General features: G+C 39.9%; 22 protein-coding genes. 10 read left to right on the forward strand and 12 right to left on the reverse strand.

Annotated features, from left to right (window positions below; translation table 11 throughout):
* Positions 1–23 precede the first annotated feature (23 nt).
* Positions 24–515, forward strand: coding sequence for a C40 family peptidase (locus IWX76_RS14525; RefSeq protein WP_196860725.1), 492 nt, complete (start codon positions 24–26; stop codon positions 513–515).
* A gap of 5 nt (positions 516–520) precedes the next feature.
* Here IWX76_RS14525 and IWX76_RS14530 read toward each other — a convergent pair whose 3' ends face one another.
* Both IWX76_RS14530 and IWX76_RS14535 read right to left on the reverse strand, forming a co-directional pair.
* Complete coding sequence (locus IWX76_RS14530; protein WP_196860726.1) at positions 521–1,414, reverse strand: flavin reductase family protein; 894 nt, start codon at positions 1,412–1,414, stop codon at positions 521–523.
* On the reverse strand, positions 1,414–2,409 hold the full coding sequence (locus IWX76_RS14535) for a fumarylacetoacetate hydrolase family protein (protein WP_196860727.1): 996 nt from the start codon (positions 2,407–2,409) through the stop codon (positions 1,414–1,416). The genes IWX76_RS14530 and IWX76_RS14535 overlap by 1 nt, the downstream gene beginning before the upstream one ends.
* A 379-nt stretch (positions 2,410–2,788) precedes the next feature.
* Between IWX76_RS14535 and IWX76_RS14540 the strand changes: the two genes are divergently transcribed.
* From IWX76_RS14540 to IWX76_RS14555, 4 genes are all read left to right on the forward strand, one after another.
* On the forward strand, positions 2,789–3,955 hold the full coding sequence (locus tag IWX76_RS14540) for a homogentisate 1,2-dioxygenase (RefSeq protein WP_196860728.1): 1,167 nt from the start codon (positions 2,789–2,791) through the stop codon (positions 3,953–3,955).
* Between the two features lie 128 nt (positions 3,956–4,083).
* Positions 4,084–5,214 carry a 4-hydroxyphenylpyruvate dioxygenase gene (gene hppD, locus IWX76_RS14545; RefSeq protein ID WP_196860729.1) on the forward strand — a complete coding sequence of 377 codons (1,131 nt, stop codon included), beginning with the start codon at positions 4,084–4,086 and terminating at the stop codon, positions 5,212–5,214.
* A gap of 386 nt (positions 5,215–5,600) precedes the next feature.
* Positions 5,601–6,335, forward strand: coding sequence for a DUF72 domain-containing protein (locus IWX76_RS14550; RefSeq protein ID WP_196860730.1), 735 nt, complete (start codon positions 5,601–5,603; stop codon positions 6,333–6,335).
* Positions 6,336–6,375: 40 nt separating this feature from the next.
* On the forward strand, positions 6,376–7,299 hold the full coding sequence (locus IWX76_RS14555; protein WP_196860731.1) for a YihY/virulence factor BrkB family protein: 924 nt from the start codon (positions 6,376–6,378) through the stop codon (positions 7,297–7,299).
* On the opposite strand, the gene IWX76_RS14560 is transcribed toward IWX76_RS14555, so the two are convergent.
* The 3 genes from IWX76_RS14560 to IWX76_RS14570 all read right to left on the reverse strand — a co-directional run bounded on the left by IWX76_RS14560 (position 7,283) and on the right by IWX76_RS14570 (position 8,730).
* A complete protein-coding gene (locus IWX76_RS14560; RefSeq protein WP_196860732.1) occupies positions 7,283–7,558 on the reverse strand; it encodes a hypothetical protein in 276 nt (91 codons plus the stop codon). The two genes, IWX76_RS14555 and IWX76_RS14560, sit on opposite strands and share 17 nt — an antisense overlap.
* 108 nt (positions 7,559–7,666) lie before the next feature.
* Entirely contained in the window at positions 7,667–8,254 is a 588-nt protein-coding gene (locus IWX76_RS14565) for a porin family protein (protein ID WP_196860733.1), read from the reverse strand.
* Positions 8,255–8,433: 179 nt separating this feature from the next.
* Complete coding sequence (locus IWX76_RS14570) at positions 8,434–8,730, reverse strand: hypothetical protein (RefSeq protein WP_196860734.1); 297 nt, start codon at positions 8,728–8,730, stop codon at positions 8,434–8,436.
* Positions 8,731–8,893: 163 nt separating this feature from the next.
* On the opposite strand from IWX76_RS14570, the gene IWX76_RS14575 reads away from it, so the two are divergent.
* Positions 8,894–10,036, forward strand: a complete 1,143-nt coding sequence (locus IWX76_RS14575; protein ID WP_196860735.1) for a tetratricopeptide repeat protein — start codon at positions 8,894–8,896, stop codon at positions 10,034–10,036.
* A 1-nt stretch (position 10,037) separates the two neighbouring features.
* Here the strand turns inward: IWX76_RS14575 and IWX76_RS14580 are convergent, their stop codons facing one another.
* The 3 genes from IWX76_RS14580 to IWX76_RS14590 all read right to left on the reverse strand — a co-directional run bounded on the left by IWX76_RS14580 (position 10,038) and on the right by IWX76_RS14590 (position 13,207).
* Positions 10,038–10,622: a riboflavin synthase gene (locus IWX76_RS14580; RefSeq protein ID WP_196860736.1), complete on the reverse strand. Its 585-nt coding sequence runs from the start codon at positions 10,620–10,622 to the stop codon at positions 10,038–10,040.
* A gap of 4 nt (positions 10,623–10,626) precedes the next feature.
* Positions 10,627–12,114 carry an acetyl-CoA carboxylase biotin carboxylase subunit gene (gene accC, locus IWX76_RS14585; RefSeq protein ID WP_196860737.1) on the reverse strand — a complete coding sequence of 496 codons (1,488 nt, stop codon included), beginning with the start codon at positions 12,112–12,114 and terminating at the stop codon, positions 10,627–10,629.
* Between the two features lie 64 nt (positions 12,115–12,178).
* Entirely contained in the window at positions 12,179–13,207 is a 1,029-nt protein-coding gene (locus IWX76_RS14590; protein WP_196860738.1) for a threonine aldolase family protein, read from the reverse strand.
* A 425-nt stretch (positions 13,208–13,632) separates the two neighbouring features.
* On the opposite strand from IWX76_RS14590, the gene IWX76_RS14595 reads away from it, so the two are divergent.
* Positions 13,633–14,490 (forward strand): N-acetylglucosamine kinase, encoded by an 858-nt coding sequence (locus tag IWX76_RS14595; RefSeq protein WP_196860739.1) that lies wholly within the window; start codon positions 13,633–13,635, stop codon positions 14,488–14,490.
* Between the two features lie 78 nt (positions 14,491–14,568).
* Here the strand turns inward: IWX76_RS14595 and IWX76_RS14600 are convergent, their stop codons facing one another.
* Entirely contained in the window at positions 14,569–15,258 is a 690-nt protein-coding gene (locus tag IWX76_RS14600) for an NUDIX hydrolase (RefSeq protein WP_196860740.1), read from the reverse strand.
* A 114-nt stretch (positions 15,259–15,372) separates the two neighbouring features.
* Between IWX76_RS14600 and pfkA the strand changes: the two genes are divergently transcribed.
* From pfkA to gap, 3 genes are read left to right on the forward strand one after another with little or no spacing between them, the layout of a single operon-like run.
* On the forward strand, positions 15,373–16,359 hold the full coding sequence (gene pfkA / locus IWX76_RS14605) for a 6-phosphofructokinase (RefSeq protein WP_196860741.1): 987 nt from the start codon (positions 15,373–15,375) through the stop codon (positions 16,357–16,359).
* Positions 16,360–16,362: 3 nt separating this feature from the next.
* Positions 16,363–17,205 carry a hypothetical protein gene (locus tag IWX76_RS14610; RefSeq protein WP_196860742.1) on the forward strand — a complete coding sequence of 281 codons (843 nt, stop codon included), beginning with the start codon at positions 16,363–16,365 and terminating at the stop codon, positions 17,203–17,205.
* A 15-nt stretch (positions 17,206–17,220) separates the two neighbouring features.
* Positions 17,221–18,222, forward strand: a complete 1,002-nt coding sequence (gene gap, locus IWX76_RS14615) for a type I glyceraldehyde-3-phosphate dehydrogenase (protein ID WP_196860743.1) — start codon at positions 17,221–17,223, stop codon at positions 18,220–18,222.
* Positions 18,223–18,301: 79 nt separating this feature from the next.
* On the opposite strand, the gene IWX76_RS14620 is transcribed toward gap, so the two are convergent.
* The 3 genes from IWX76_RS14620 to glgB all read right to left on the reverse strand — a co-directional run bounded on the left by IWX76_RS14620 (position 18,302) and on the right by glgB (position 21,556).
* Positions 18,302–18,706 (reverse strand): GreA/GreB family elongation factor, encoded by a 405-nt coding sequence (locus tag IWX76_RS14620; protein ID WP_196860744.1) that lies wholly within the window; start codon positions 18,704–18,706, stop codon positions 18,302–18,304.
* Between the two features lie 405 nt (positions 18,707–19,111).
* The gene (locus IWX76_RS14625; RefSeq protein WP_196860745.1) at positions 19,112–19,591 is read right to left on the reverse strand and encodes a TlpA family protein disulfide reductase; all 480 of its coding nucleotides are present in this window, start codon (positions 19,589–19,591) and stop codon (positions 19,112–19,114) included.
* A 27-nt stretch (positions 19,592–19,618) separates the two neighbouring features.
* On the reverse strand, positions 19,619–21,556 hold the full coding sequence (gene glgB / locus IWX76_RS14630) for a 1,4-alpha-glucan branching protein GlgB (protein ID WP_196860746.1): 1,938 nt from the start codon (positions 21,554–21,556) through the stop codon (positions 19,619–19,621).
* Positions 21,557–21,574: the final 18 nt, after the last annotated feature.

Consider the following 21,574-nt stretch of genomic DNA (forward strand, 5'->3'; position numbering starts at 1 on the left):
TATTTTTATTATTTTGCCGATACATGAAGAAAACCCTTGCTTTATTTTGTTTAGTGTTCTTATTCACTTTAACAGGAAAATCACAGTCTAAATCGCCTGCTTATTTTAAGGAGGCGGTTCAGGAACCGGCGGTCAAACTGATCAATTTTGCGAAGACTTTAATCGGCGTTCCCTATCGTTATGCATCCAGCAGTCCACAGCGTGGCTTCGATTGTTCTGGTTTCGTCAACTACGTGTTCCAAAACTTAGGTGTAAAGGTACCACGTTCATCCAGGGAGTTTCCTAAGGCCGGCAAAGCGGTTACCCTGCAAAATGCAAAAGTAGGTGATGTGTTACTTTTTACGGGCTCAAACCCTAAAGTACGATCGATTGGACATGTGGGCATCGTTTATTCTATCGATGGCGAGGAGATTAAATTTATCCATTCCAGTTCTGGCAAAGCCAAAGGTGTTGTCATCACCGAAATGGATAAATATTATAAAAGCAGGTTTATTAAAGCGGTAAGTATTATCTAATCGCTTTAACCTTCCAGCAGTACTACTTTCAGGGCTTTAGCTACCCTGCCTTCCTCAAGCAAGGTTTTAGCCAGCTCATGCAGTTCGCGCTGGCGGTTATTGGCATCGCCAATGGTGGCATCTAATATATCTTTCACTGCCGGATCAAAGCGCAATTGCTCCACCTCTTCTGCATCAGGCAAAACTTCTACATTACCGAGTTTCCCCAGATCGTTACCGCTAAGCACATACGAATGGCGTACTGCCTTTGGCAAAGCATCAACGCCTATTCCTAATGTAGTTAAAGGTTTGGCCACTTTAAACAGGCTTTCCGGAGTTACCCTGCAGTACCAGTCGCCACCTAACCTAGCCACCAGGTCTATTTTAGCCTGGTCTATTTTACCTTCTTCATCTAAAATTTCTTCTTTGATGTGTATCAGTTTTACTTCCGCCAAAACCAGGTTTCCTGCACCTGGCCCATCGCCAAGGTGTATCACTTCTTTGACCAGGCACTCTAGTTGAACTGGCGCCTCGGCTACACGAGGGGGTTTAACCAATACCGAAGCCTGCATAGTAAAACCGGCTTTTTCAAACTCGTTGATTCCTTTTGCATATTCTGTGCTGGCCAGACTGGTTTGCTGCACCATCGCATAGTTCACCATGTTGACCACGCATTCTTTTACTTCCAATATATTTTCCAGGGTATGTTTAGTGGTGTTATCACGTACCCGCCGTGCTGGAGAAAAAATCACCATGGGCGGGTTGGTACTAAACATGTTGAAAAAGCTAAACGGACTTAGGTTAATATTCCCGGCCGAGTCTATGGTTGTTGCAAAACAAATAGGTCGCGGTGCAATGGCATACTGCATATAGTTTTGCAATTGCGCCGGACTTAAATCTGCCGTATTGATAGTCACCATTACTTTTTAAGCGCCAAAATAGAAAAATCTGAATCTGCTTTTTTGATGATGTTAATCAGTCGGCCTAAACCGGTGATCTCCATTTCCACCTCATCGCCATCCTGCAACCATTGTGGCTGGTAATTGGCATCATTTAGTAAACCGGTACCATTCAATTCTAAAAAGCAACCGGTACCCACTGTACCAGAGCCAATCACATCACCAGGTAATACATCAACACCATAGGCGCAACGTTCAATAATTTCTGCAAAAGTCCAGTCCATATCGGCAACATTACCCGAAGATACCTGTACGCCATTTACCGTACACGTCATGTTCAGGTTATAGGCATTACCTGTGTGACCAGGCTTTGGGGCTGTTTTATAGGCCTCTAATTCATCGGGAGTTACTAACCATGGTCCAATCACCGTAGAAAAGTCTTTTCCTTTTGCTGGTCCCAGGTTTAACAGCATCTCTTCCATTTGTAATTGGCGGGCACTCATGTCATTCATGATCATGAAACCTGCAATATAGTCGTCGGCCTCCGCAGCAGTAAAATTGCGTCCTTTCTTACCAATCACCACAGCAACTTCCAGTTCAAAATCTAACTTCTGAAAATGATCGGGCATACATTCAATTTCGCCAGGCCCCTGTATGGCATTATGGTTGGTAAAATAAAATATCGGATACTCATCAAAAGCGTCAATCATGTCAACCTTACGGTTTCTACGCGCGGCAGCCACATGCTGCCGAAAGGCATAGGCATCACGGCAGGAAGTTGGGCGGGGTACCGGAGCCAGTAATTGAAAGAAAACTTCCATTTTTGGCGTCATTTCGCCCGACTTAATCTGTGCATCTATTTTCAAGGCACGCTCCATTAGCACTTCGCCACCTTGCAAAAAGGCATTCATATCATCTGGCAACAGCTTGTCGCAAGAATTTAGATTATAAATATTCCCGTTTACAAAAACACCTAGATGCGCGCTGTCTTCTGTTTGATAAGATACTAATTTCATAATTCTCTGTTTTAAGTACAAGCAGCATCAGTTTTTGACCCTGCAAATTAATTGGTTTTACCTAGCTAGTCAAAGCTAGAAAAATTTAACCCAAACCAAATTAAAAATCGCATCACTTTTATTAGGCATTATAAATCTTGCTTCCATGAAGATAAATTCGTTACTTAGTATCGCAAAACATGAAGAGAAAAAACGATAGCTATCAGAAAATCATGTCCAGAGAAATCCTGGAAGCTTTTCGCTATGCCATGCTCTCAAAAATTATTTTTGCTCAATATTCCTTATAGTCCCCGCGTATTCTACGCCCCCACCTGAAAACATATTCCCCAGTTTCAGGTATACCTATTGATTCCCTTGTTCTAACCAAATAATTAAGGATATGCCAATTTACCATACTTTAGGATCCATTCCAGCAAAACGCCATACGGTATTCAGAAAGCCCGACGGAAACCTTTATGCCGAAGAATTGGTGTCAACAGAAGGTTTTTCCAGTCTCTATTCCCTGGTGTATCATTGTCACCCGCCAACGATGGTCAAATCTTTAGGCACACCTTATTCCGTTGCCCCTAAGATAGCCCGCGAAAAACACCTGCGCCATACCAGCCTGATTGGGTTTAACATTAAACCGGAAGATGATTACCTGGAAAGCCGCAAAGCCGTGCTGGTCAATAGTGACCTCCACATTTCCCTGGCCGCACCAAGAAAGTCAATGACGGACTACTTTTACAAGAACAGCCAGGCGGACGAGGTGATTTTTATCCACGTAGGCAGCGGAACATTAAAAACCGGCTTTGGTAAAATCAAGTTTGCCTATGGCGATTACCTGGTAATCCCCCGGGGAACCATCTACCAGCTGGAATTTAACGACGAAAACAACCGCCTGTTTATTACGGAGAGTTTTAGTCCGATTAGAACCCCCAAGCGTTACCGCAATGAATATGGCCAACTGATGGAACATGCCCCCTATTGTGAACGTGATATCAGACGCCCTGCCGACCTGGAAACCATTGATGCCTTTGGCGACTTTAAGGTACTTATCAAAAAACAAGACATCATTTACCCTTATACTTATGGCACCCATCCTTTTGATTTTGTAGGTTGGGATGGTTTCCACTACCCCTGGGCCTTCTCTATCCACGATTTTGAGCCTATTACCGGCCGTTTACATCAGCCACCACCCGTACACCAAACTTTCGAAGGGCATAACTTTGTCATCTGCTCATTCGTACCCCGAAAATACGATTACCACCCCCTATCGATCCCTGCCCCCTATAACCACAGTAATGTAGACAGTGATGAAGTACTTTATTATGTGGATGGCGATTTTATGAGTAGAAAAAGTGTGGTGAAAGGACAGATTACTTTACATCCAGGGGGTATCCCACATGGACCGCACCCTGGCACCGTAGAGAAATCCATCGGCAAAGAAAGCACAGAAGAGCTGGCAGTCATGATCGATCCTTTCCGTCCACTGATGCTCACCGAAGATGCCATCCAGATAGAAGATGAAAACTACCATAAAAGCTGGCAAATCAATATTGAATAGTACCGGCTATACCATAAAAAAAAACTGATTATACAATTGATCACACAAAAGCTGATCAAAAACAAAAACAGTCACCTAAAAAAACTGATCAAACACAAAAAACTAACTTATTATTCAATTAAAAAACCATGTCAACACAAACTTTTGCAGAAAAGATCGCCAAGGCGCAGGACTTTCTGCCCATTAATGGCACTGATTATATAGAATTTTATGTGGGCAATGCTAAACAGGCTGCACATTATTATAAAACAGCCTTTGGTTTCCAATCGCTGGCTTATGCCGGACCAGAAACAGGGATTCGCGACCGTGCTTCTTATGTTTTAAAACAAGGCAAAATCCGCTTGGTTTTAACCACTGCTTTAAAGTCGGACAGCCCGATTACCGAGCATGTTAAAATACATGGAGACGGCGTTAAAGTATTGGCATTATGGGTTGACGATGCCTATAGTGCTTTCGAGGAAACCACCAAACGTGGTGCTAAACCTTACCTGGAACCCGTTACTCACACCGATGAATCTGGCGAAGTGCGCATGTCGGGCATTTACACTTACGGAGAAACGGTTCACTTATTTGTGGAAAGAAAAAATTACAATGGCTTATTCTTACCTGGCTATCGTGCCTGGACAAGCGAATATAACCCCACAGACGCCGGTTTATTATATATTGACCACTGTGTTGGAAACGTAGGCTGGAACCGCATGAACGAAACCGTACAGTGGTATGAAGATGTGATGGGATTTGTGAACATCTTGTCCTTTGATGATAAACAGATCAACACAGAATACTCAGCATTGATGAGTAAGGTGATGAGCAATGGAAATGGTTTTTCCAAATTCCCAATTAACGAACCTGCCGAAGGCAAGAAGAAATCGCAAATTGAAGAATACCTGGAGTATTATGAGGGTGAAGGGGTACAACACATTGCAGTAGCTACCCACGATATCCTAAGAACGGTGAAGGAATTGAAATCGCGCGGTGTGGAATTTTTAAGTCCGCCGCCAGAAGCTTATTACAACATGATGCCCAACCGTGTAGGCCATATTGATGAGGAAATAGCACAACTAAAAGAATTGGGTATTCTGGTGGATTGTGATGAAGAAGGGTACCTGTTACAGATCTTTACTAAACCTGTAGAAGACCGCCCAACTTTGTTTTTTGAAATTATACAACGTAAAGGAGCACAGTCATTTGGCGCCGGAAACTTTAAAGCCTTATTTGAATCGCTGGAAAGAGAACAGGAATTAAGGGGCAACTTGTAGAAGTATAGTTGTTAGTGCCTCAGAAGCCGTAGCCTGAATTAGGTTACGGCTTTTTTTGTGGCAAAAACCCAGTTTAATGGTAAAGGGCAGCTTCTGGTTTTAGTTAATGTAAACCAATATTAGGAATAGATTTTAATTTCTACAGCATACCCTAGGTATAAGGGCCTTAGAAGGGGGTTAGAAGGGCCTTTGAAGGGCCTATGAACGGCTACAGCCGTCTAAATACCCTTGTAACCCCCTCTTAACGGCAATATAAAAGCCATTTACCTGGAAGGCATACATAAAATCCTCTTTCGTTCACCGGCTAATCGGCTTTATTATTTGCTTGAGTAAAATCATAATCACGGGAACAAAGCAAATCCTCGCCTGTTATGCAATAAAGGCGTATGGAAAAATGGCATGTTGGCTGTTCAGGATTTCACTATAAACATTGGCGGGGCACGTTCTACCCAGAAAAACTCGCCGTAAAAAACTGGTTCAGTTATTACACAGAACATTTCGACACACTGGAACTCAACGTTACCTTTTACCGCTTTCCCACCGTTCCGCTATTAACTACCTGGTATGAAAAAAGTGCTGCGAACTTCCGCTTTGCGGTCAAAGCGCCCAGGCTAATCACCCATTACAAGAAATTTATAGATACAGATAGGTTAATGGACGATTTTTACCGAACGGTAGACCTGGGCTTGAAAGAAAAGTGTGGTTGTTGCCTGTTCCAGCTCCCTCCAAACTATTATTATAGTGGGGAGAGGCTGGAGAAGATCATCAGTAGCCTACATAAGGATTTTAATAATGTGATGGAATTCAGGCATGAAAGCTGGTGGCAGGAGGTGGTTTATCAGGAATTAGCTAAACATAACATCAGCTTTTGTGGCATGAGTCACCCTGACTTGCCTAAAGACATTGTTAAAAACACCTCCTTATTTTACTTTCGTTTACACGGTGAGGAACAGTTGTATGCATCGCGTTATAGCGACAAACAACTACATGATTTTGCGAATGAAATAATGAGCGGAAAGGAAATTAGAGAGGGTTATATTTTTTTCAACAACGACATTAACACCAATGCCGTCTACAATGCCAAGGTGTTTAAAGAGATATTAAAGCACCCACATTCATAAAAATTAACTATTTTCGGGTCATTTAAGCCGTTCAAGGGGAATGTTAAAACAACTATTACACGAAACAAAGCGCTTCTTCGTTCATTTTAAGGCAGCATTTATGTTGTTTAAAAAGAATGATCCATTACGTTTAGCGGGAGCAACAGCTTTTTTCGCAAATTTTGCTTTACCCCCCATTTTACTCATCTTAATTAAGCTTTTTGGCTACTTTGTAGACCGAAAGTTATTTGCTCAGGGGCTTTTTGAACGATTGGGAGAGTTGTTTGATGAACGCGGGACAACACAAATTAGGGATACGCTTCGAAATATCGGTGGCATCGACGACCATTGGTATGCTACACTGATCAGTTTTGTGTTCTTCCTATTTGTGGCGACTACCCTTTTTAATGTCATCAAGAATTCAATGGATCAAATTTGGAGCATCGGCATCAAGGCTCATTCCTCATTTTTCTTCAAACTGAAGCTAAGGGGCCGATCTATGGTGATTATTTTGCTGGCTGGCATCTTGTTCTTTGTAGGCTTACTTACCGACGGTATACAGGCCCTTATTGGCGAGTACCTAAACCCATCGGCACCAATATTTGGTAAATTTTTTCTGATGGTGCTAAATCAAATATTGTTTATTGCCATTGTTACAACCTGGTTTACGGTCTTATTCCGCTTTTTAACCAGCGGCCGACCAACCTGGCGTAATGCCATTAGGGGTGGTATTTTCACTGGCATCTTATTTACCGTTGGTAAATTCATTCTGCGCATTATGCTCCCATTAAGCAATATTGGGAATATATATGGGGCATCTGGCTCGATTATTCTAATTATGTTGTTTGTATTTTATTCTTCCTTTATTTTTTACTTTGGTGCCTGCTTTGTGAAGGTGTTAAGCGAAGCGCATAACACGCCCATCAGACCTATTAAAGGTGCGTTTAAGTATGAAATTAAGGAGGTGATTAGCAAACCTGATTAATCTTTTCGAAACCCTGCATTTCAAAAACGGCAAGTTTATTCAACAAGTTATAATGTAAGGTGCCAAAGAAATTAATTACCCCCTGATCATTCCTTCCCTCAATACAGATGTATTCTTTTAAGCAATCGCGATGGTAAAAAGGAAACACTTTGAACAATATTTCCTCATCTTGAATTTTGATATTTTCTGCCTGTACAGCAAACTCTTTCATCAGCTGTATGAAGCTGTTCCCGTTGAGTAAGGATTCTTTAATAGTCATAAGTGGTTTGGTTAGCGGTGGACTAACTCAGCGTCAATTATGAAGCCAAAAGAAAAGGGTAAACTGCTTAAGTTTACCCTTTTACACAAATGTTGAAAAGTTTATATTTTAGAAAATTCTGTAGGAAAGACCTAATGTAAATAAATCAAGTTTTGTATCATCATAATTCGATTTGTTTACTTTGGAAAGGCCTTTTTCGTACCTTAAATCAATACCTAAAGATCCAAAATCTAAACCTGCACCAAATTGCCATGACATGTTTTGACCTTTAAAGTCGCCATCAAATACATCACTAGCAGCCTGACCAAATTTCTGCTCATCGTCCAGAATAAAAGAGAACACCGGACCTGTGTTGATACGCAGACCTACACCAGCTGCACCAAATTTAGTTCCAATCAATACAGGAACGTCTAAGCTGGTAAATTTAACCTCATTTTCCTCGCCCGTACTTGAAACTAGGGTGGTGTTTTTACCGGTTAGGTAAAGTTCAGGTTGTAAATGTATGCCCGCTGCACCTAACCTAGTCCATACTCCGGCAAAATAACCTGCACGGTTATCGCTGCTAAAGGTGTTTTCCGTTTGAAATTTTGTAAGATTTGCTCCTGCTTTTACACCAAATTGAAAATTTGGTAGCAGTTGTCCGTATGCCAATGCACCGGAAAGCATGAATAATGCAGATAAAATTATCTTTTTCATAATCATTTAAATTAGTAGACGTTTTCGATTCTATAGTATATTGGGTAAAAATAGTTATATTCCTCAACAAAAAGCCCAGTTATTACTGCTTTTGTTTAGCCTTAAAGTTATAAGGCTGTCAAAAAGGGCATCGTTTTCACGATACCCTTAGACATGTTTAATAAAATTTAACGGAAACCTTATTGGCCTGCGTTATCAATAGTTTGTTGATCTTTCAATGCTTCCACATTGTTTTTATCACCAAAAGTGTTTGTTTTATCTTCGAAATAAGCTAAAATGCTAACAATAGTATCCAAGTTATCAGCTACACGCTGGTGCATATCTGGTAAGTCTTTATCTAATTTTTTATCACCAAGTTCAATGTTATCTACTTCAATCTTCCCAATTTTTTGAATTATGGCTTGCTGAGAATGTTGCAAATCAACTAACTCTCTAACAATTTTCTCCATTAATTCAAATTTCGCTAACGTATTCATATGCTTAGTTTTTAATGTTATAATCAATAATTACAATTAATCATTACCAATTACCCGGCCAATTTGTAAGAAAATGAAAAGTTTTTGAAGAAGCGTTTTACTTTATTCTTTGGATACCACAAAATAACTAATAACTTAGTTGTTGAAAGCTAAAATAGATCCTATGAATCAACTAAAATCGATTTTCGTGGTGTGTATGTTACTTGCCGGAACATTAGGTGTAAAAGGACAAGACGCGGATACGCTGCTGCAATTTTATCAAACGCAACGTTATCATGATGCATTACAATACTTGCAGGGTTATGTTCAGGACGATAACAGCGACTTAAAAACACTGGAACAATTAGGTTACCTGAACCTGATGGCCGGCAAACTTCCAGAAGCAGAAAAAATTTACCTTAAATTATATGAAGCGGATAGCAGCAATATACCCGTATTGTTTAACCTGGCTTCGCTACAAGTAAAGAGAGGTCAGCAAATCAAAGCAGCAAATTATTATAAAAGCATTGTAGCTTTAGACAGCAGTAACCTGGCCGCTTATAAACAGTTGGCCAGCCTGAGTAAAGGTGTTAACGCAAAAGATTACCTGACTTACTTAAACAAAGCAAATAGGCTGAATCAGGTTGACCCGGATGTTGCTTTTGACCTTTGTGAACTTTATTTTAACCAGGGCAATTACAGCAAGGCCAATGCCGTGTTAACCCCCGCCCTAAAAGCCGATACCGCTAACCTGCAGTTGTTAAAACTGAAAATGCCGATGAGTATAGCCAATAAGAAGTATAAAGAAGCAATTAAAACTGGCGAGAAATTATTGAGCTATGGAGATAGCTCCACCTTTGTGATGAACAACCTGGCGAAAAGCCATTTTTTATTACTGGACTACAGAAATGCCCTGAAGTATTTTCTGCAGGTTAAAGATAAAGCAATGGAAAACGAAGGGCTGTTTTATAATATTGCTTTAAGTTACCGGGGACTAAAAGATTATAAGAATGCAGGTGTCTACCTGGATAAAACGATAAATGAGGCCATTTCTGACAAAACAGCCACTTATTACGGCTTGCTTGGCGATTCCTATGAGCAGACTGATAAATATCAGGAAGCCCTGGCCGCTTATAAAAGAGGTTTGTTGTTTGAAAACAATGGCAGTCTTTATTACAACATTGCCATGGTGTATGAAAAAGGGTTGCAGGATAAAAAGAATGCCATTGCCAATTATAACCTCTACTTAAAGCACTTTACAGAGATGAGTAAAAACCCTAAACTGGCAGGTTTTATTAAAAATAAAATAGAAGAGTTAAAACGGTAGTTTACCTATTCATAAGCCGGGCAACATATTTGCCGATGATATCGAATTCCAGGTTTACTGTATCGCCAGGTTCTACCTCCTGCAGGTTAGTATATTCAAATGTATAAGGGATGATAAATACCGAAAACTCGTCATTGGTAGAGTGAACTACCGTTAAACTGATTCCGTTTACACAAATGGAGCCCTTTTCTACAGTGACGTTCCCAGGGGTGGTATCATATTTAAAGCGATACTCCCAACTGCCGTCAAGTGCTTCCCTTTTCACACAAACAGCAGTCTGATCTACATGCCCCTGCACAATGTGCCCATCCAGGCGCCCCGTAGGGAGCATACAACGCTCCAGGTTAACACGACGGCCAACTTGCAGACTAGCCAGGTTAGATTTCTCCAGGGTCTCCTGAATGGCCGTTACCGTGTGCGACTGATCATCTAGTTTAACCACTGTTAAACATACGCCGTTATGGGCTACACTCTGGTCTATTTTTAAATCGTTGCTAATGGCCGATTGAATGGTGAAATGAACATTGGTTCCTTCGTGTTGAAGGTTGGTAACCAAGCCCAGGGTTTCGATAATACCTGTAAACATATTTTTAGGAAAGTTGCGTTCTATTTTTTCTCCAGGCAGTGTTTTTCAGCTGTTGATCGCTTGCACTGGAAATTGTTTTTGGTTTTTTTAAAGCTATTATGGCCGCTAAAGCAGCAATTAAGGCTTCCTCATCTGTTCCGCTTTCGAGGCTGTCGCTGTGAAAGTATTTGCTGACGAAATGTGTATCAAATTGCCCGGAAATAAACACATCATGTGTCATCACAAATTTGCCAAATCCCAGTGTTGTCTGGATACCTGTAATTTCATATTCATCAATAGCCCTTACCATTCTGGCAATGGCCTCATCCCGGTCTTTACCAAAGGTAATCAGTTTGGCAATCATGGGATCGTAATAAATTGGTATTTCCATTCCCTGCTCAAAACCATCGTCTACACGCACGCCGTTACCTTTAGGCGTTTTATAGGTTTGCAGGGTACCAATATCTGGCAGAAAGTTGTTTAAAGGGTCTTCGGCATACACCCTTAATTCCATGGCATGGCCATTAATTTTCAGGTCGTCCTGGGTATAGGCTAATGCCTCACCCCTGGCAATTTTAATTTGCTCCTTTACTAAATCCAGTCCGGTAATTAATTCGGTAACCGGATGCTCCACTTGCAAGCGGGTATTCATTTCCAGGAAAAAGAAATTCAGGTTTTCATCAAGAATAAATTCGACTGTTCCTGCACCTACATAGTTAACTGCACGGGCAACGGCTACGGCGCAGGCCCCCATTTCTTTCCTGATTTCTTCGGTTAATATGCTGGAAGGCGCTTCCTCGATCACCTTTTGGTGACGACGCTGAATAGAACATTCTCTTTCGAACAGGTGTACAATATTGCCGTGGGTATCGCCAAGTACCTGGATTTCGATGTGCCTTGGTGAAGAAACGTAGCGCTCGATAAATACGGCACCATCTCCAAAGGCAGATATGGCTTCGCTTACGGCAAGTTCCATTTGCTCCATAAACTCTTCTACCCGATTCACAATGCGCATGCCCTTACCACCACCACCAGCCGCTGCTTTGATTAAAATAGGGAAACCTACTTCTACTGCACGGCGTTTAGCTTCTTCCACATCAGTAATGGCCTCTTCGGTACCAGGTACCATGGGAATTTTGTGTTTTAAAGCTGCAGCTTTCGCTGATAATTTATTCCCCATGATTTCCATGGCCTCAGGTGTTGGTCCGATCAGGATTAAACCGGCCGCTTGTACCTGTTTAGCAAATGCAGCATTTTCTGATAGAAACCCATATCCAGGGTGAATAGCTTCGGCTCCTGTAGCTATACAGGCGGCAATAATGTTTTCGCCCATTAGGTAACTTTGGCTGGAAGGTGCCGGGCCAATGTAAATTGCTTCATCGGCATAACGAACATGTAGCGCTTCACGATCAGCTTCAGAATAAACGGCAACCGTTTTAATACCCATTTCTTTTGCCGAGCGCATAATGCGTAAAGCAATTTCACCTCGATTTGCGATTAATATTTTTTTCATGCTTATGCACATTGTTTTATATTGTTCCTCACTTGATCCTCAGATCAGGCATGATGAACTGGTATTAAGGCTGTAAATGGATCAATATTTCGATCGCACGATCGATCATTTCTGGAGAAACATCCAAATGCGTAACAAATCTAACAGTTTTTGGCCCGGTTGGACTACATAAAATGCCTTTTTTACAAAGCGCATCAGTGATGTTCTGGGCAGTAAAACCAGCTGCCACCTCAAACACAATAATATTGGTTTCTACGGGCATTACCAAATTTACATAAGATACACGATTTAATACTTCAGCGATGGCTCTGGCATGCTGGTGGTCTTGTGCCAGGCGTTCTACATGGTGATCGAGTGCGTAGATCCCCGCAGCAGCCAGAAATCCGGCCTGCCTCATGCCGCCGCCAAACACTTTACGCAGTTTCCTGGCTTTTCGGATAGTTTCTTTGGAACCAAGCAAGACTGACCCTACGGGTGCACCTAGACCTTTTGATAAACAGATGGAAATACCGTCGAAGTATTGGCCATAGTGTTTGGCCTCATCGCCTGTTGCCACAAGTGCATTAAATAACCTGGCACCATCAAGGTGCAGTTTTAGCCCTTTAATGTTACATAAGGTATGAATGGGCTCTATCTGATCGAGTGTGTAACAGGCACCTCCACCCTTGTTTACTGTATTTTCAAGAACCACTAAACTAGTGTGAGGGTAATGAATGTTTTCTTCGTTGATCTCCTCCTCGATCATGTCTGCTGTTAAAATGCCGCGCTGGCCATGCAACAAGCGTACAGAGGCCAGGGAATGATAGGCAATACCACCACCTTCATAACGATAAACATGTGCGGTTTGGTCGCAAATCACTTCGTCCATCGGCTGAGTGAAACATTTAATGGCAAGCTGGTTGGTCATGGTTCCGGAGGGACAAAATAAGCCTGCCTCCATATTTAACAAGTGAGCAAGTTTTGTTTCCAATGCATGAACCGTCTCGTCTTCGCCGAAAACATCATCACCAACTTTTGCAGTCATCATGGCATCGAGCATACCAGCTGTGGGCCTGGTTACGGTATCACTTCTTAGGTCTATATTTATAAGCATAAATTTGAGGTTATAATTACAAATATTAGCTTTTTTATAGGCAATCAGGAAAGGTCTGCTAAATTATTACAAAAAATAAAAAGTGACTGCACACTTACTTTATTTTAATTAAAACCCCTCTCCAAAGGCTCAATAGGCAATAAAAACCGAAAACCGCTTTGGTATATGCCTATTTGGGTAAGTAAGTCCACAATAAATAAATTTGTAAAATTTGGATTTTAAAATAACAAATGTAATTTAGGCTTAGTGTTTAATTAACAATAACCCTAAAAGGGTTGAATTTGAACCTAAAAATGATCAGGTTTCAGACGTCCATGGACGGTATGAATCAAGATTAGCTTAATTAAAATATTAAATATTTATGAAAAATAACAACTCAAAAGGGTTAATATTATTTACATTTATCCCGAAAAAAACAAATTAAGATGATAGTTATTGCAGATGGTGGTTCAACCAAAACCAATTGGTGTTTAATTAATGAAGCAGGTAGAAAGATTCATTTTAATACAGAAGGATATAATCCCTACTTTTCGGATACTAGTTATATCGTAGGCTCGCTTAAAAAGACGCTTCCTGATCATATTGAGGCTGATAAACTTTTAGAAGTGCATTATTACGGAGCGGGTTGCTCTACCGATTCAAAAAGAAAGATTGTAGAAGATGCCATGCAACAGGTTTTTCCTAATGCAGTCATTAACATTGGTCATGATTTATTGGCATCCTGCCGTGCACTGTTAGGCGATGAGCCTGGGTTTGCAGCGATTTTAGGTACAGGAACCAACAGTTGTTTGTATGATGGAAAAGACATTACTTTGAACATCGATTCTCTGGGTTATTTCCTAGGTGATGAAGGTAGCGGATGTTATATCGGGAAACGCATACTAAGTGATTACATGAAAGGTTACATGCCTAAAGGCCTGAGAGAAAGCTTTTATGACAATTTTGCTTTAACAAACGAAGATATATTCGATCATATCTATAACAAACCCTTACCCAACCGTTTTTGTGCAAGTTTCAGTAAGTTTTTATATGATTATAAAGACAGTTACGAAGATTATACTTTCAGCACCATTGAATATGCTTTTACCGCGTTTTTTGATAACCTGGTTGTTCACTACCCTAACTACAAAAATTATACGCTTAACGTTGTGGGCTCGGTAGGTTATAGCTACAGGGACATTCTAAGTATTGTTGCCGATCGTTATGAAATGGGAGTTGGTAAATTGATCCGCTCTCCTATAGATGACCTGGTTGATTATCACCTTAAAAAATCAAGAAAATAAGCTGCAAAATTACCTAAAATAGAAAAAGCCGAAAACGAATGGTTTTCGGCTTTTTTATAGTTTCAAGTTTTAGAAAGATTAAAACGATATTTCTTTACCAAACAACTTGGCGTATTTTCTTTTATCAAACTTGTATAACATAGCCGCACGAAAGGACACCCCTTTTTGCTTCTCATCAAGTTCTTTAAGTACGCCAAAACTGAGCATCTTCTTTCTAAAATTCCGCTTGTCAAGCTTTTTTCCTAAAATTAACTCATATACATTTTGAAGTTGGGTAAGGGTAAATTTTTCTGGCAAGAGTTCGAAAGCTATAGGCTGGTGTTTGATTCGCCGTTTGATTTTCTCCAGACCTTTATCAAAAATCTGTTGATGATCGAAAGCAAGTTTAGGTAAGTCATTAACATTTTTCCAGAATGCTTTTTTTGCATAACTGGTTAAAGGTTTTAATGCTTTATCGCCACCTAAGCGTAACAAGGCATAGTAAGCGATACTCACTACCCTACCCTGTGGATGTCGGTTTACATCACCAAAGGTATAATATTGTTCCATAAAGATATCGCCCAAACCAGTGAGCTCTTTAAGAATCCTGGTGGCAGACTGATCTAAACTTTCGTCAGGTCCGACAATATTTCCAGGCAAAGCATACCAGTCCTTGAATGGCTCTTCGTTTCTTTCTATGAGAAGAATCTTTAATTCTCCTTCATCGAAACCAAAAACAACACAATCAATGGAGAAGGTTGAATTAAAATGTGGTAGATGTTCTTCCAAGTCGTTAAACATTTAAATTTGAGGCGATAAAATAGGATTAATGCAATATTACGTAAAAAAAACACAAATAAATTACTTAGTGTAAGTAATACACACTATATTCGTATCATAAACATGAAACCAAATATAAAAAATATAGCTGTACTTACTTCTGGAGGAGATGCTCCAGGAATGAATGCATGCATTAGAGCTGTAGTTCGCACCGGCATTTACAATGGGATTAATATGTTTGGCGTACTACAAGGCTACCAAGGACTTATCAACGACAACATTATCCCAATGGGTCCTCGTTCAGTGAGTAATATTATACACTTAGGAGGTACAATATTAAAAACAGCCCGCTGTCTGGAATTCAAGACAGAAGAAGGCATGGAAACTGCTTTCCAAAATTTAAAGGCTAGAGATATTGATGGATTAATTGTAATTGGTGGTGATGGTACTTTTACCGGCGCCCGCAATTTTTCGCGTAAATATGACATAAAAGTAATGGGTATACCCGGAACCATAGACAATGATCTTTATGGTTCAGATTTTACTTTAGGCTACGATACAGCCATTAACACCGTTATTGAGGCGATTGATAAAATCAGAGATACTGCAGATTCGCACGACAGGTTATTTTTCATTGAAGTAATGGGCCGCGATTCTGGTTGTATTGCATTGAGAAGTGCTGTAGCTAGTGGTGCTGAAGCGGTATTGTTACCAGAACGATTTACCAGCACTGACGAGTTAATTGCACAGTTAATGTTAGGGGCCAGCACCAAAAAATCTTCCAGTATTGTGATTGTATCAGAAGGACATAAAGCTGGTGGTGCATATGATATTGCCAAACAGGTAAAAGAACGTTTTGATCATTACGATACTAAAGTGACTATTCTTGGACACTTACAACGTGGTGGTAGTCCAAGTAGCTTTGACCGCATTTTAGGAAGTCGTTTAGGCTATGCAGCAGTAAACGAATTGTTAAAAGGAAACACCCGCCAAATGGTAGGTCTTCGCGGAAATGAAATTAAGTCGATGCCCATTGAAGATGCGTTAAATAACCATAACTTCAAATTAGAAAGTGATCTTTTAGAAATGACAAAAGTATTGTCGATATAATTTATGATAGCGGTCGTATACAGCGGTTCTAAAACTGCATTTTGGAAATTGGCAAAAGATGGTAAAAACATCGCAGAATGCAGCATGCCTGGTATAAACCCTTATTTTAATGATCAGAAGTCTATTTTGCATATGCTTAACAAAAAGACGGTCTTGATTAATCATGCAGAGAGCATCAAAAAGATGTACGTTTTTGCTGCTGGAGCTAGTACACCAGGTAAAAAAGAAGAACTGGCAGCTACTTTGTCCTTATTTTTTAAAAACAGTAAAATTATTGTTAACGATGATTTGTATGGCGCAGCAATTTCAGCCTGTTATACTGATAAAGGAATTGTAGGCATATTGGGAAGTGGAGCACATTGTGCTTACTTTGATGGCAAACAAATGGAAGACAATAATTTCGGACTGGGCTTTATCCTTGGCGATGAAGGATCTTCGAATTACCTGGGGAAAAAACTGTTGACGTATTTTTTAACAGAGAAGCTTCCACTTGATTTACGTGCACAGCTGGAAACAAAACATAACCTTGACCGGCCTGCTATTCTGGACAGAATTTATAAAAAGCCACTGGCGCAGCAATACCTAAGTTCGTTTTTCGATTTCTTTATTGAGAATCGGACACACAGTTTTATACAAAAAATGGTTGATGAAGCGTTTGAAATATATACGCAACTTTATCTGTTACCGACTATAAAATTACATCCTGGCAAAGAAATACACTTTGTGGGTATAGTAGCCGGGCATTTTCAAGATAGACTAAGGAGTATAGCCGAAAAACACGGATTCAAAATAACAACGATAACTAAAGAACCAATATATAATTTACTTAATTACTATTCAAATTAATAATATATTAATAATATGAGCAAAATTGGAATAAACGGCTTTGGCCGTATCGGCAGACTTGTTTTTAGAGCTGCATTGAAAAAAGGTTTAGATATTGTTGCTATAAACGACCTTGTTGAGCCAGACTATATGGCTTATATGTTAAAATACGACTCGACTCACGGTCGTTTCGATGGTACTGTAGAAGTTGAAAACGGACATTTAGTAGTTAACGGAAAAACCATCCGCATTACAGCAGAAAGAGATCCTGCAAACTTGAAATGGGATGAAGTTGGCGTAGAACTTGTTATTGAATCAACAGGTTTATTCCTTACAGAAGCGGATGCTGCAAAACATTTAACTGCAGGTGCGAAAAAAGTTGTTCTTTCTGCTCCGGCAAAAGATGATTCGATTCCTACTTACGTTATGGGTGTAAATCATGATAAATTGACAGTAGATCAAAAAATTGTTTCTAATGCTTCATGTACCACAAATTGTTTAGCACCAATTGCTAAAGTTTTACATGATAACTTTGGAATTGTTGAAGGTCTGATGAGTACTGTTCACGCCGTTACTGCAACTCAGAAAACAGTTGATAGCCCGTCTGCAAAAGACTGGAGAGGTGGCCGTGGTGGTTTCTCAAACATTATCCCTTCTTCTACAGGAGCTGCAAAAGCAGTAACGAAAGTTATTCCTGAGTTGAAAGGTAAGTTAACAGGTATGGCTTTCCGTGTTCCGGTTGCTGACGTGTCTGTTGTTGATTTAACAGTTCGCTTAGAAAAAGCGGCTACTTATGAAGAGATTAAAAAAGCCATGAAAGATGCCTCAGAAGGGTACTTGAAAGGTGTATTAGGATATACGGAAGATGCAGTAGTTTCTTCTGACTTTATTGGAGATGATCATGCATCGATATTTGATGCAGAAGCAGGTATTGCTTTAAATGATAACTTCGTAAAAGTGGTTTCTTGGTATGACAACGAATGGGGCTATTCTTCAGCTTTAGTGAAATTCGTAGAATACTATGCAAATTTAAAGTAAAACCCGTTCATACAGGTTTATATTTGGTTAGAAAAGGGATGTGCGTGGATGCGGCATCCCTTTCTTTTTATAGGCATAATTAGCTAGTGACTTTGCTGTCATTCTGATGTCTGGTCACTTGTTTAACTTTGAATTGTTTAACGCCATCCGGCATTTCCCAATCCACTAAGGCATCACTCGAATAGCCTAATAAAGCAATACCAATAGGTGCTAAAACAGATAGTTTATGTACTTTCATGTTTGCTTCTTCAGGTTGTACCAAGTGGAATGAAAACTCCTGTCCGCTTTTTACGTCCTGTATGGTGACTAGCGAATCAATTACAATAACATCATCTGGCAAAGTGTCTCTCTTAACAATCTTTGCGGTTTTTAATTCATTATTCAGCTTTTTCTTATTGAAATCAGAAAGTTTACTGCTGAGTTTTAAATGATTCATGAGTAGATCATACTCTTTTTGTGGAATTATTAACTGAGTGTTTTCCATGTTTTTAAAATAAATTAAGTTTAATATTTATGAAGATTCCGGCTGTGTTGGAGGCCATTTCCTGCTATTTTTAGCGCTATAGAAATAAGTTTTATACGAAAGCTTATAGTCCTACCCGTATTACTAAACAATAAAAGAAAATGATGATCTGTAGCCCCAAACCTGGAGCGATGTGGAATGGGGCTTAAACTAGAAAGTCCTTGCTGGTCGTTTGAAATGAAAATCCAAATCTCGAATGGTCCTTATTCGTAGTATTATACGACAAGTATGCACGTTGCGACTTAAACGCAAAGCGAAACAAACTAGCTAAATAATATTTCCTTAAATTTTCCATTAATAAAAAAAATCAAGCCGTTATGGGACTTGATTCTTAAAGATAACACAATATAACTAAATAAACAACAGCTATTTTTTTAGCAAGCTCATAATTTTTGGAATATCCTGCTCATCAGAAGAGTATATTTTAAGCCTTTTATCTGCAGAATAAAGGAATATGGATGGATATTTTATGGGTTTAAATAAGGGAATAAAAATACGGTCTTTATCCTGCAGCAATTTTACATTTTTCATACTCAGGAAAGGCTTGCCATAGCGATCTACAAAATAGTTTATGGTGCGAAATTCATCTAGCGAGATCAAATAGATGTTAATATGCTGCATCTCTTTGCTTCGTTTTGATAACATGGTCATGGTGGTTTGACAATGGCCACAGGTACCATCAAAAAAGATGATCAGGTTCTGACGTCCAGCTGGAATATCGGCTTTAGTGAACCCAGCGTTATTTTCGGTGTAGAATTTAAAGCCCGGCATTAACGTGGCCGGCGTTTGTGCAGCTGCGTTAAAATAAAACAAGGAAACTATAATTCCTAAAAGCAATTTTTTCATAACATTTGGTTTAATTGTGTTCTAAAACTAACTTGTTTTCAGTACCACAGCCCCCAATGGTGGGATGTTCATATTAATGGAGTATTCACGGTAATGACAAGCCTCCTGCTCAGTTACATAAGCATTGTCGTTGACCTTTCCACTACCATAAAATAGGGTAGCATCAGTATTAAAGATTTCTTTCCATTTCGCTTTGAAAGGAAGGCCCACACGGTAATTTTCGCGGTAAACTGGAGTAAGGTTTAAGACTACTATTAAGGTATCCTTAGCTTTTAATCCCCTTCTGATGTAAATGTAAATAGAATGTTGCTCATCGTCAGCATTGATCCATTCAAAGCTTTCATAAGAATAATTATTAGCATATAAGGCAGGCTCTGTCTTGTATAAATGATTTAAAGCCTTTACGGTCGTCTGCAACCCTTTGTGTGAGGGATATTTTAGCAAGTCCCAGTCTAGTGACCGGGTAAAGTTCCATTCGCCATTTTGAGCAATTTCATTACCCATAAAGAGCAGTTTGCTTCCGGGCTGCGTAAACAGATAAGTATACAATACCCTTAAATTAGCAAACTTCTGCCATTCATCTCCAGGCATTTTATAAATCATCGAGGATTTACCATGTACCACTTCGTCGTGCGAAAATGGCATCATAAAATGCTCCGTAAAAGCATAGGTAATACTAAAGGTGAGCTGATGATGATAATGCTTACGGTCGATAGGATCATGCTTGAAATATTTCAGGGTGTCGTTCATCCAGCCCATCATCCATTTCATGCTAAAACCAAGTCCGCCGTCTTTTACCGGATGGGTTACACCCGGGTAAGTACTACTTTCTTCGGCAATGGTGAGCACCCCATCAAAGTTTTCCTGAATGGCTGTATTAAGGTCTTTAAGAAATTGTATGGCACCAAGATTCTCTCTGCCACCATAAGCATTTGTTCCTGCATCTTCTGTTCTGCGGGAAAAATCGAAGTATAACATGGAGGCTACGGCATCAACCCTTAGCCCATCAGCATGAAACAGATCTAGCCAATACAAAGCATTACTTACCAAAAATGAACGTACTTCGTTTCTGTCGTAATTAAAGATATAAGATTTCCAATCAGGATGAAAACCTTTGCGCATATCAGCATGCTCAAATAAATGTGTTCCGTCAAATTTATAAAGTCCGTGAGCATCACCAGGGAAATGTGAAGGCACCCAATCTAAAATTACTGCAATATTGCTTTTATGCAATTGCTCAATTAAGTACATCAACTCCTGTGGTGTACCATGTCTGGAGCTGGCCGCAAAATAACCCGTAATCTGGTAACCCCAGGAAGGGAAGTAAGGATACTCCATGATGGGCATGAACTCCACATGGGTAAAGCCCATTTCAAGTACATAAGGAACAAGTGAATTTGCAATTTCCTTATACGTGAGTACCCTTTCAGGATTGCTAGGATCACGCTGCCAAGAACCCAGGTGCAGCTCATAAACCGATACAGGTTGATTAACAGCATTTACTTTTGGTCTTTTCTTAAGCCAGGCTTTATCTTTCCAGTCGTAATCCGTATCCCAAATAATTGAAGCTGTTTGCGGCGGATGTTCCCATTTACGGGCGAAAGGATCGCCCTTTTCGATTTCACTTCCGTCAAAACCTATTATTGCATATTTATATACCTCTCCTTTTGTTAATTTAGGAACAAAACCTTCCCAAATACCTGATTCATCCAGGCGTTTGTACAAAACATGGGCATTTTTATCCCATGCGTTAAAATCACCAACAACAGAAACCTGTAGGGCATTAGGCGCCCAAACGCCAAAAAATGCACCTTCCGTTTGATTTACCTTCATGAGCTTTGCACCCAATTTTTCGTATAAACGGAAGTGCTTTCCTGAAATAAACAAGGAGGTATCAAAGTCTGTGAACAAACTGTGTACCCACACAGCAGCATGTTGTTTTTCAAATAGAACTTGTTTAGGCATGTGCGTTTTCAGGTTTAG

The organism is Pedobacter sp. CAN_A7 (assembly GCF_015752175.1).
GTDB lineage: Bacteria > Bacteroidota > Bacteroidia > Sphingobacteriales > Sphingobacteriaceae > Pedobacter.

What these genes read in the sequence shown, in the direction of transcription:
- IWX76_RS14525 (WP_196860725.1), top strand. Translation starts at nt 24, where the DNA reads ATGAAGAAAACCCTTGCTTTATTTTGTTTAGTGTTCTTATTCACTTTA.
- IWX76_RS14530 (WP_196860726.1), bottom strand. Translation starts at nt 1,414, where the DNA reads ATGGTGACTATCAATACGGCAGATTTAAGTCCGGCGCAATTGCAAAAC.
- IWX76_RS14535 (WP_196860727.1), bottom strand. Translation starts at nt 2,409, where the DNA reads ATGAAATTAGTATCTTATCAAACAGAAGACAGCGCGCATCTAGGTGTT.
- IWX76_RS14540 (WP_196860728.1), top strand. Translation starts at nt 2,789, where the DNA reads ATGCCAATTTACCATACTTTAGGATCCATTCCAGCAAAACGCCATACG.
- hppD (WP_196860729.1), top strand. Translation starts at nt 4,084, where the DNA reads ATGTCAACACAAACTTTTGCAGAAAAGATCGCCAAGGCGCAGGACTTT.
- IWX76_RS14550 (WP_196860730.1), top strand. Translation starts at nt 5,601, where the DNA reads ATGGAAAAATGGCATGTTGGCTGTTCAGGATTTCACTATAAACATTGG.
- IWX76_RS14555 (WP_196860731.1), top strand. Translation starts at nt 6,376, where the DNA reads ATGTTAAAACAACTATTACACGAAACAAAGCGCTTCTTCGTTCATTTT.
- IWX76_RS14560 (WP_196860732.1), bottom strand. Translation starts at nt 7,558, where the DNA reads ATGACTATTAAAGAATCCTTACTCAACGGGAACAGCTTCATACAGCTG.
- IWX76_RS14565 (WP_196860733.1), bottom strand. Translation starts at nt 8,254, where the DNA reads ATGAAAAAGATAATTTTATCTGCATTATTCATGCTTTCCGGTGCATTG.
- IWX76_RS14570 (WP_196860734.1), bottom strand. Translation starts at nt 8,730, where the DNA reads ATGAATACGTTAGCGAAATTTGAATTAATGGAGAAAATTGTTAGAGAG.
- IWX76_RS14575 (WP_196860735.1), top strand. Translation starts at nt 8,894, where the DNA reads ATGAATCAACTAAAATCGATTTTCGTGGTGTGTATGTTACTTGCCGGA.
- IWX76_RS14580 (WP_196860736.1), bottom strand. Translation starts at nt 10,622, where the DNA reads ATGTTTACAGGTATTATCGAAACCCTGGGCTTGGTTACCAACCTTCAA.
- accC (WP_196860737.1), bottom strand. Translation starts at nt 12,114, where the DNA reads ATGAAAAAAATATTAATCGCAAATCGAGGTGAAATTGCTTTACGCATT.
- IWX76_RS14590 (WP_196860738.1), bottom strand. Translation starts at nt 13,207, where the DNA reads ATGCTTATAAATATAGACCTAAGAAGTGATACCGTAACCAGGCCCACA.
- IWX76_RS14595 (WP_196860739.1), top strand. Translation starts at nt 13,633, where the DNA reads ATGATAGTTATTGCAGATGGTGGTTCAACCAAAACCAATTGGTGTTTA.
- pfkA (WP_196860741.1), top strand. Translation starts at nt 15,373, where the DNA reads ATGAAACCAAATATAAAAAATATAGCTGTACTTACTTCTGGAGGAGAT.
- IWX76_RS14610 (WP_196860742.1), top strand. Translation starts at nt 16,363, where the DNA reads ATGATAGCGGTCGTATACAGCGGTTCTAAAACTGCATTTTGGAAATTG.
- gap (WP_196860743.1), top strand. Translation starts at nt 17,221, where the DNA reads ATGAGCAAAATTGGAATAAACGGCTTTGGCCGTATCGGCAGACTTGTT.
- IWX76_RS14620 (WP_196860744.1), bottom strand. Translation starts at nt 18,706, where the DNA reads ATGGAAAACACTCAGTTAATAATTCCACAAAAAGAGTATGATCTACTC.
- IWX76_RS14625 (WP_196860745.1), bottom strand. Translation starts at nt 19,591, where the DNA reads ATGAAAAAATTGCTTTTAGGAATTATAGTTTCCTTGTTTTATTTTAAC.
- glgB (WP_196860746.1), bottom strand. Translation starts at nt 21,556, where the DNA reads ATGCCTAAACAAGTTCTATTTGAAAAACAACATGCTGCTGTGTGGGTA.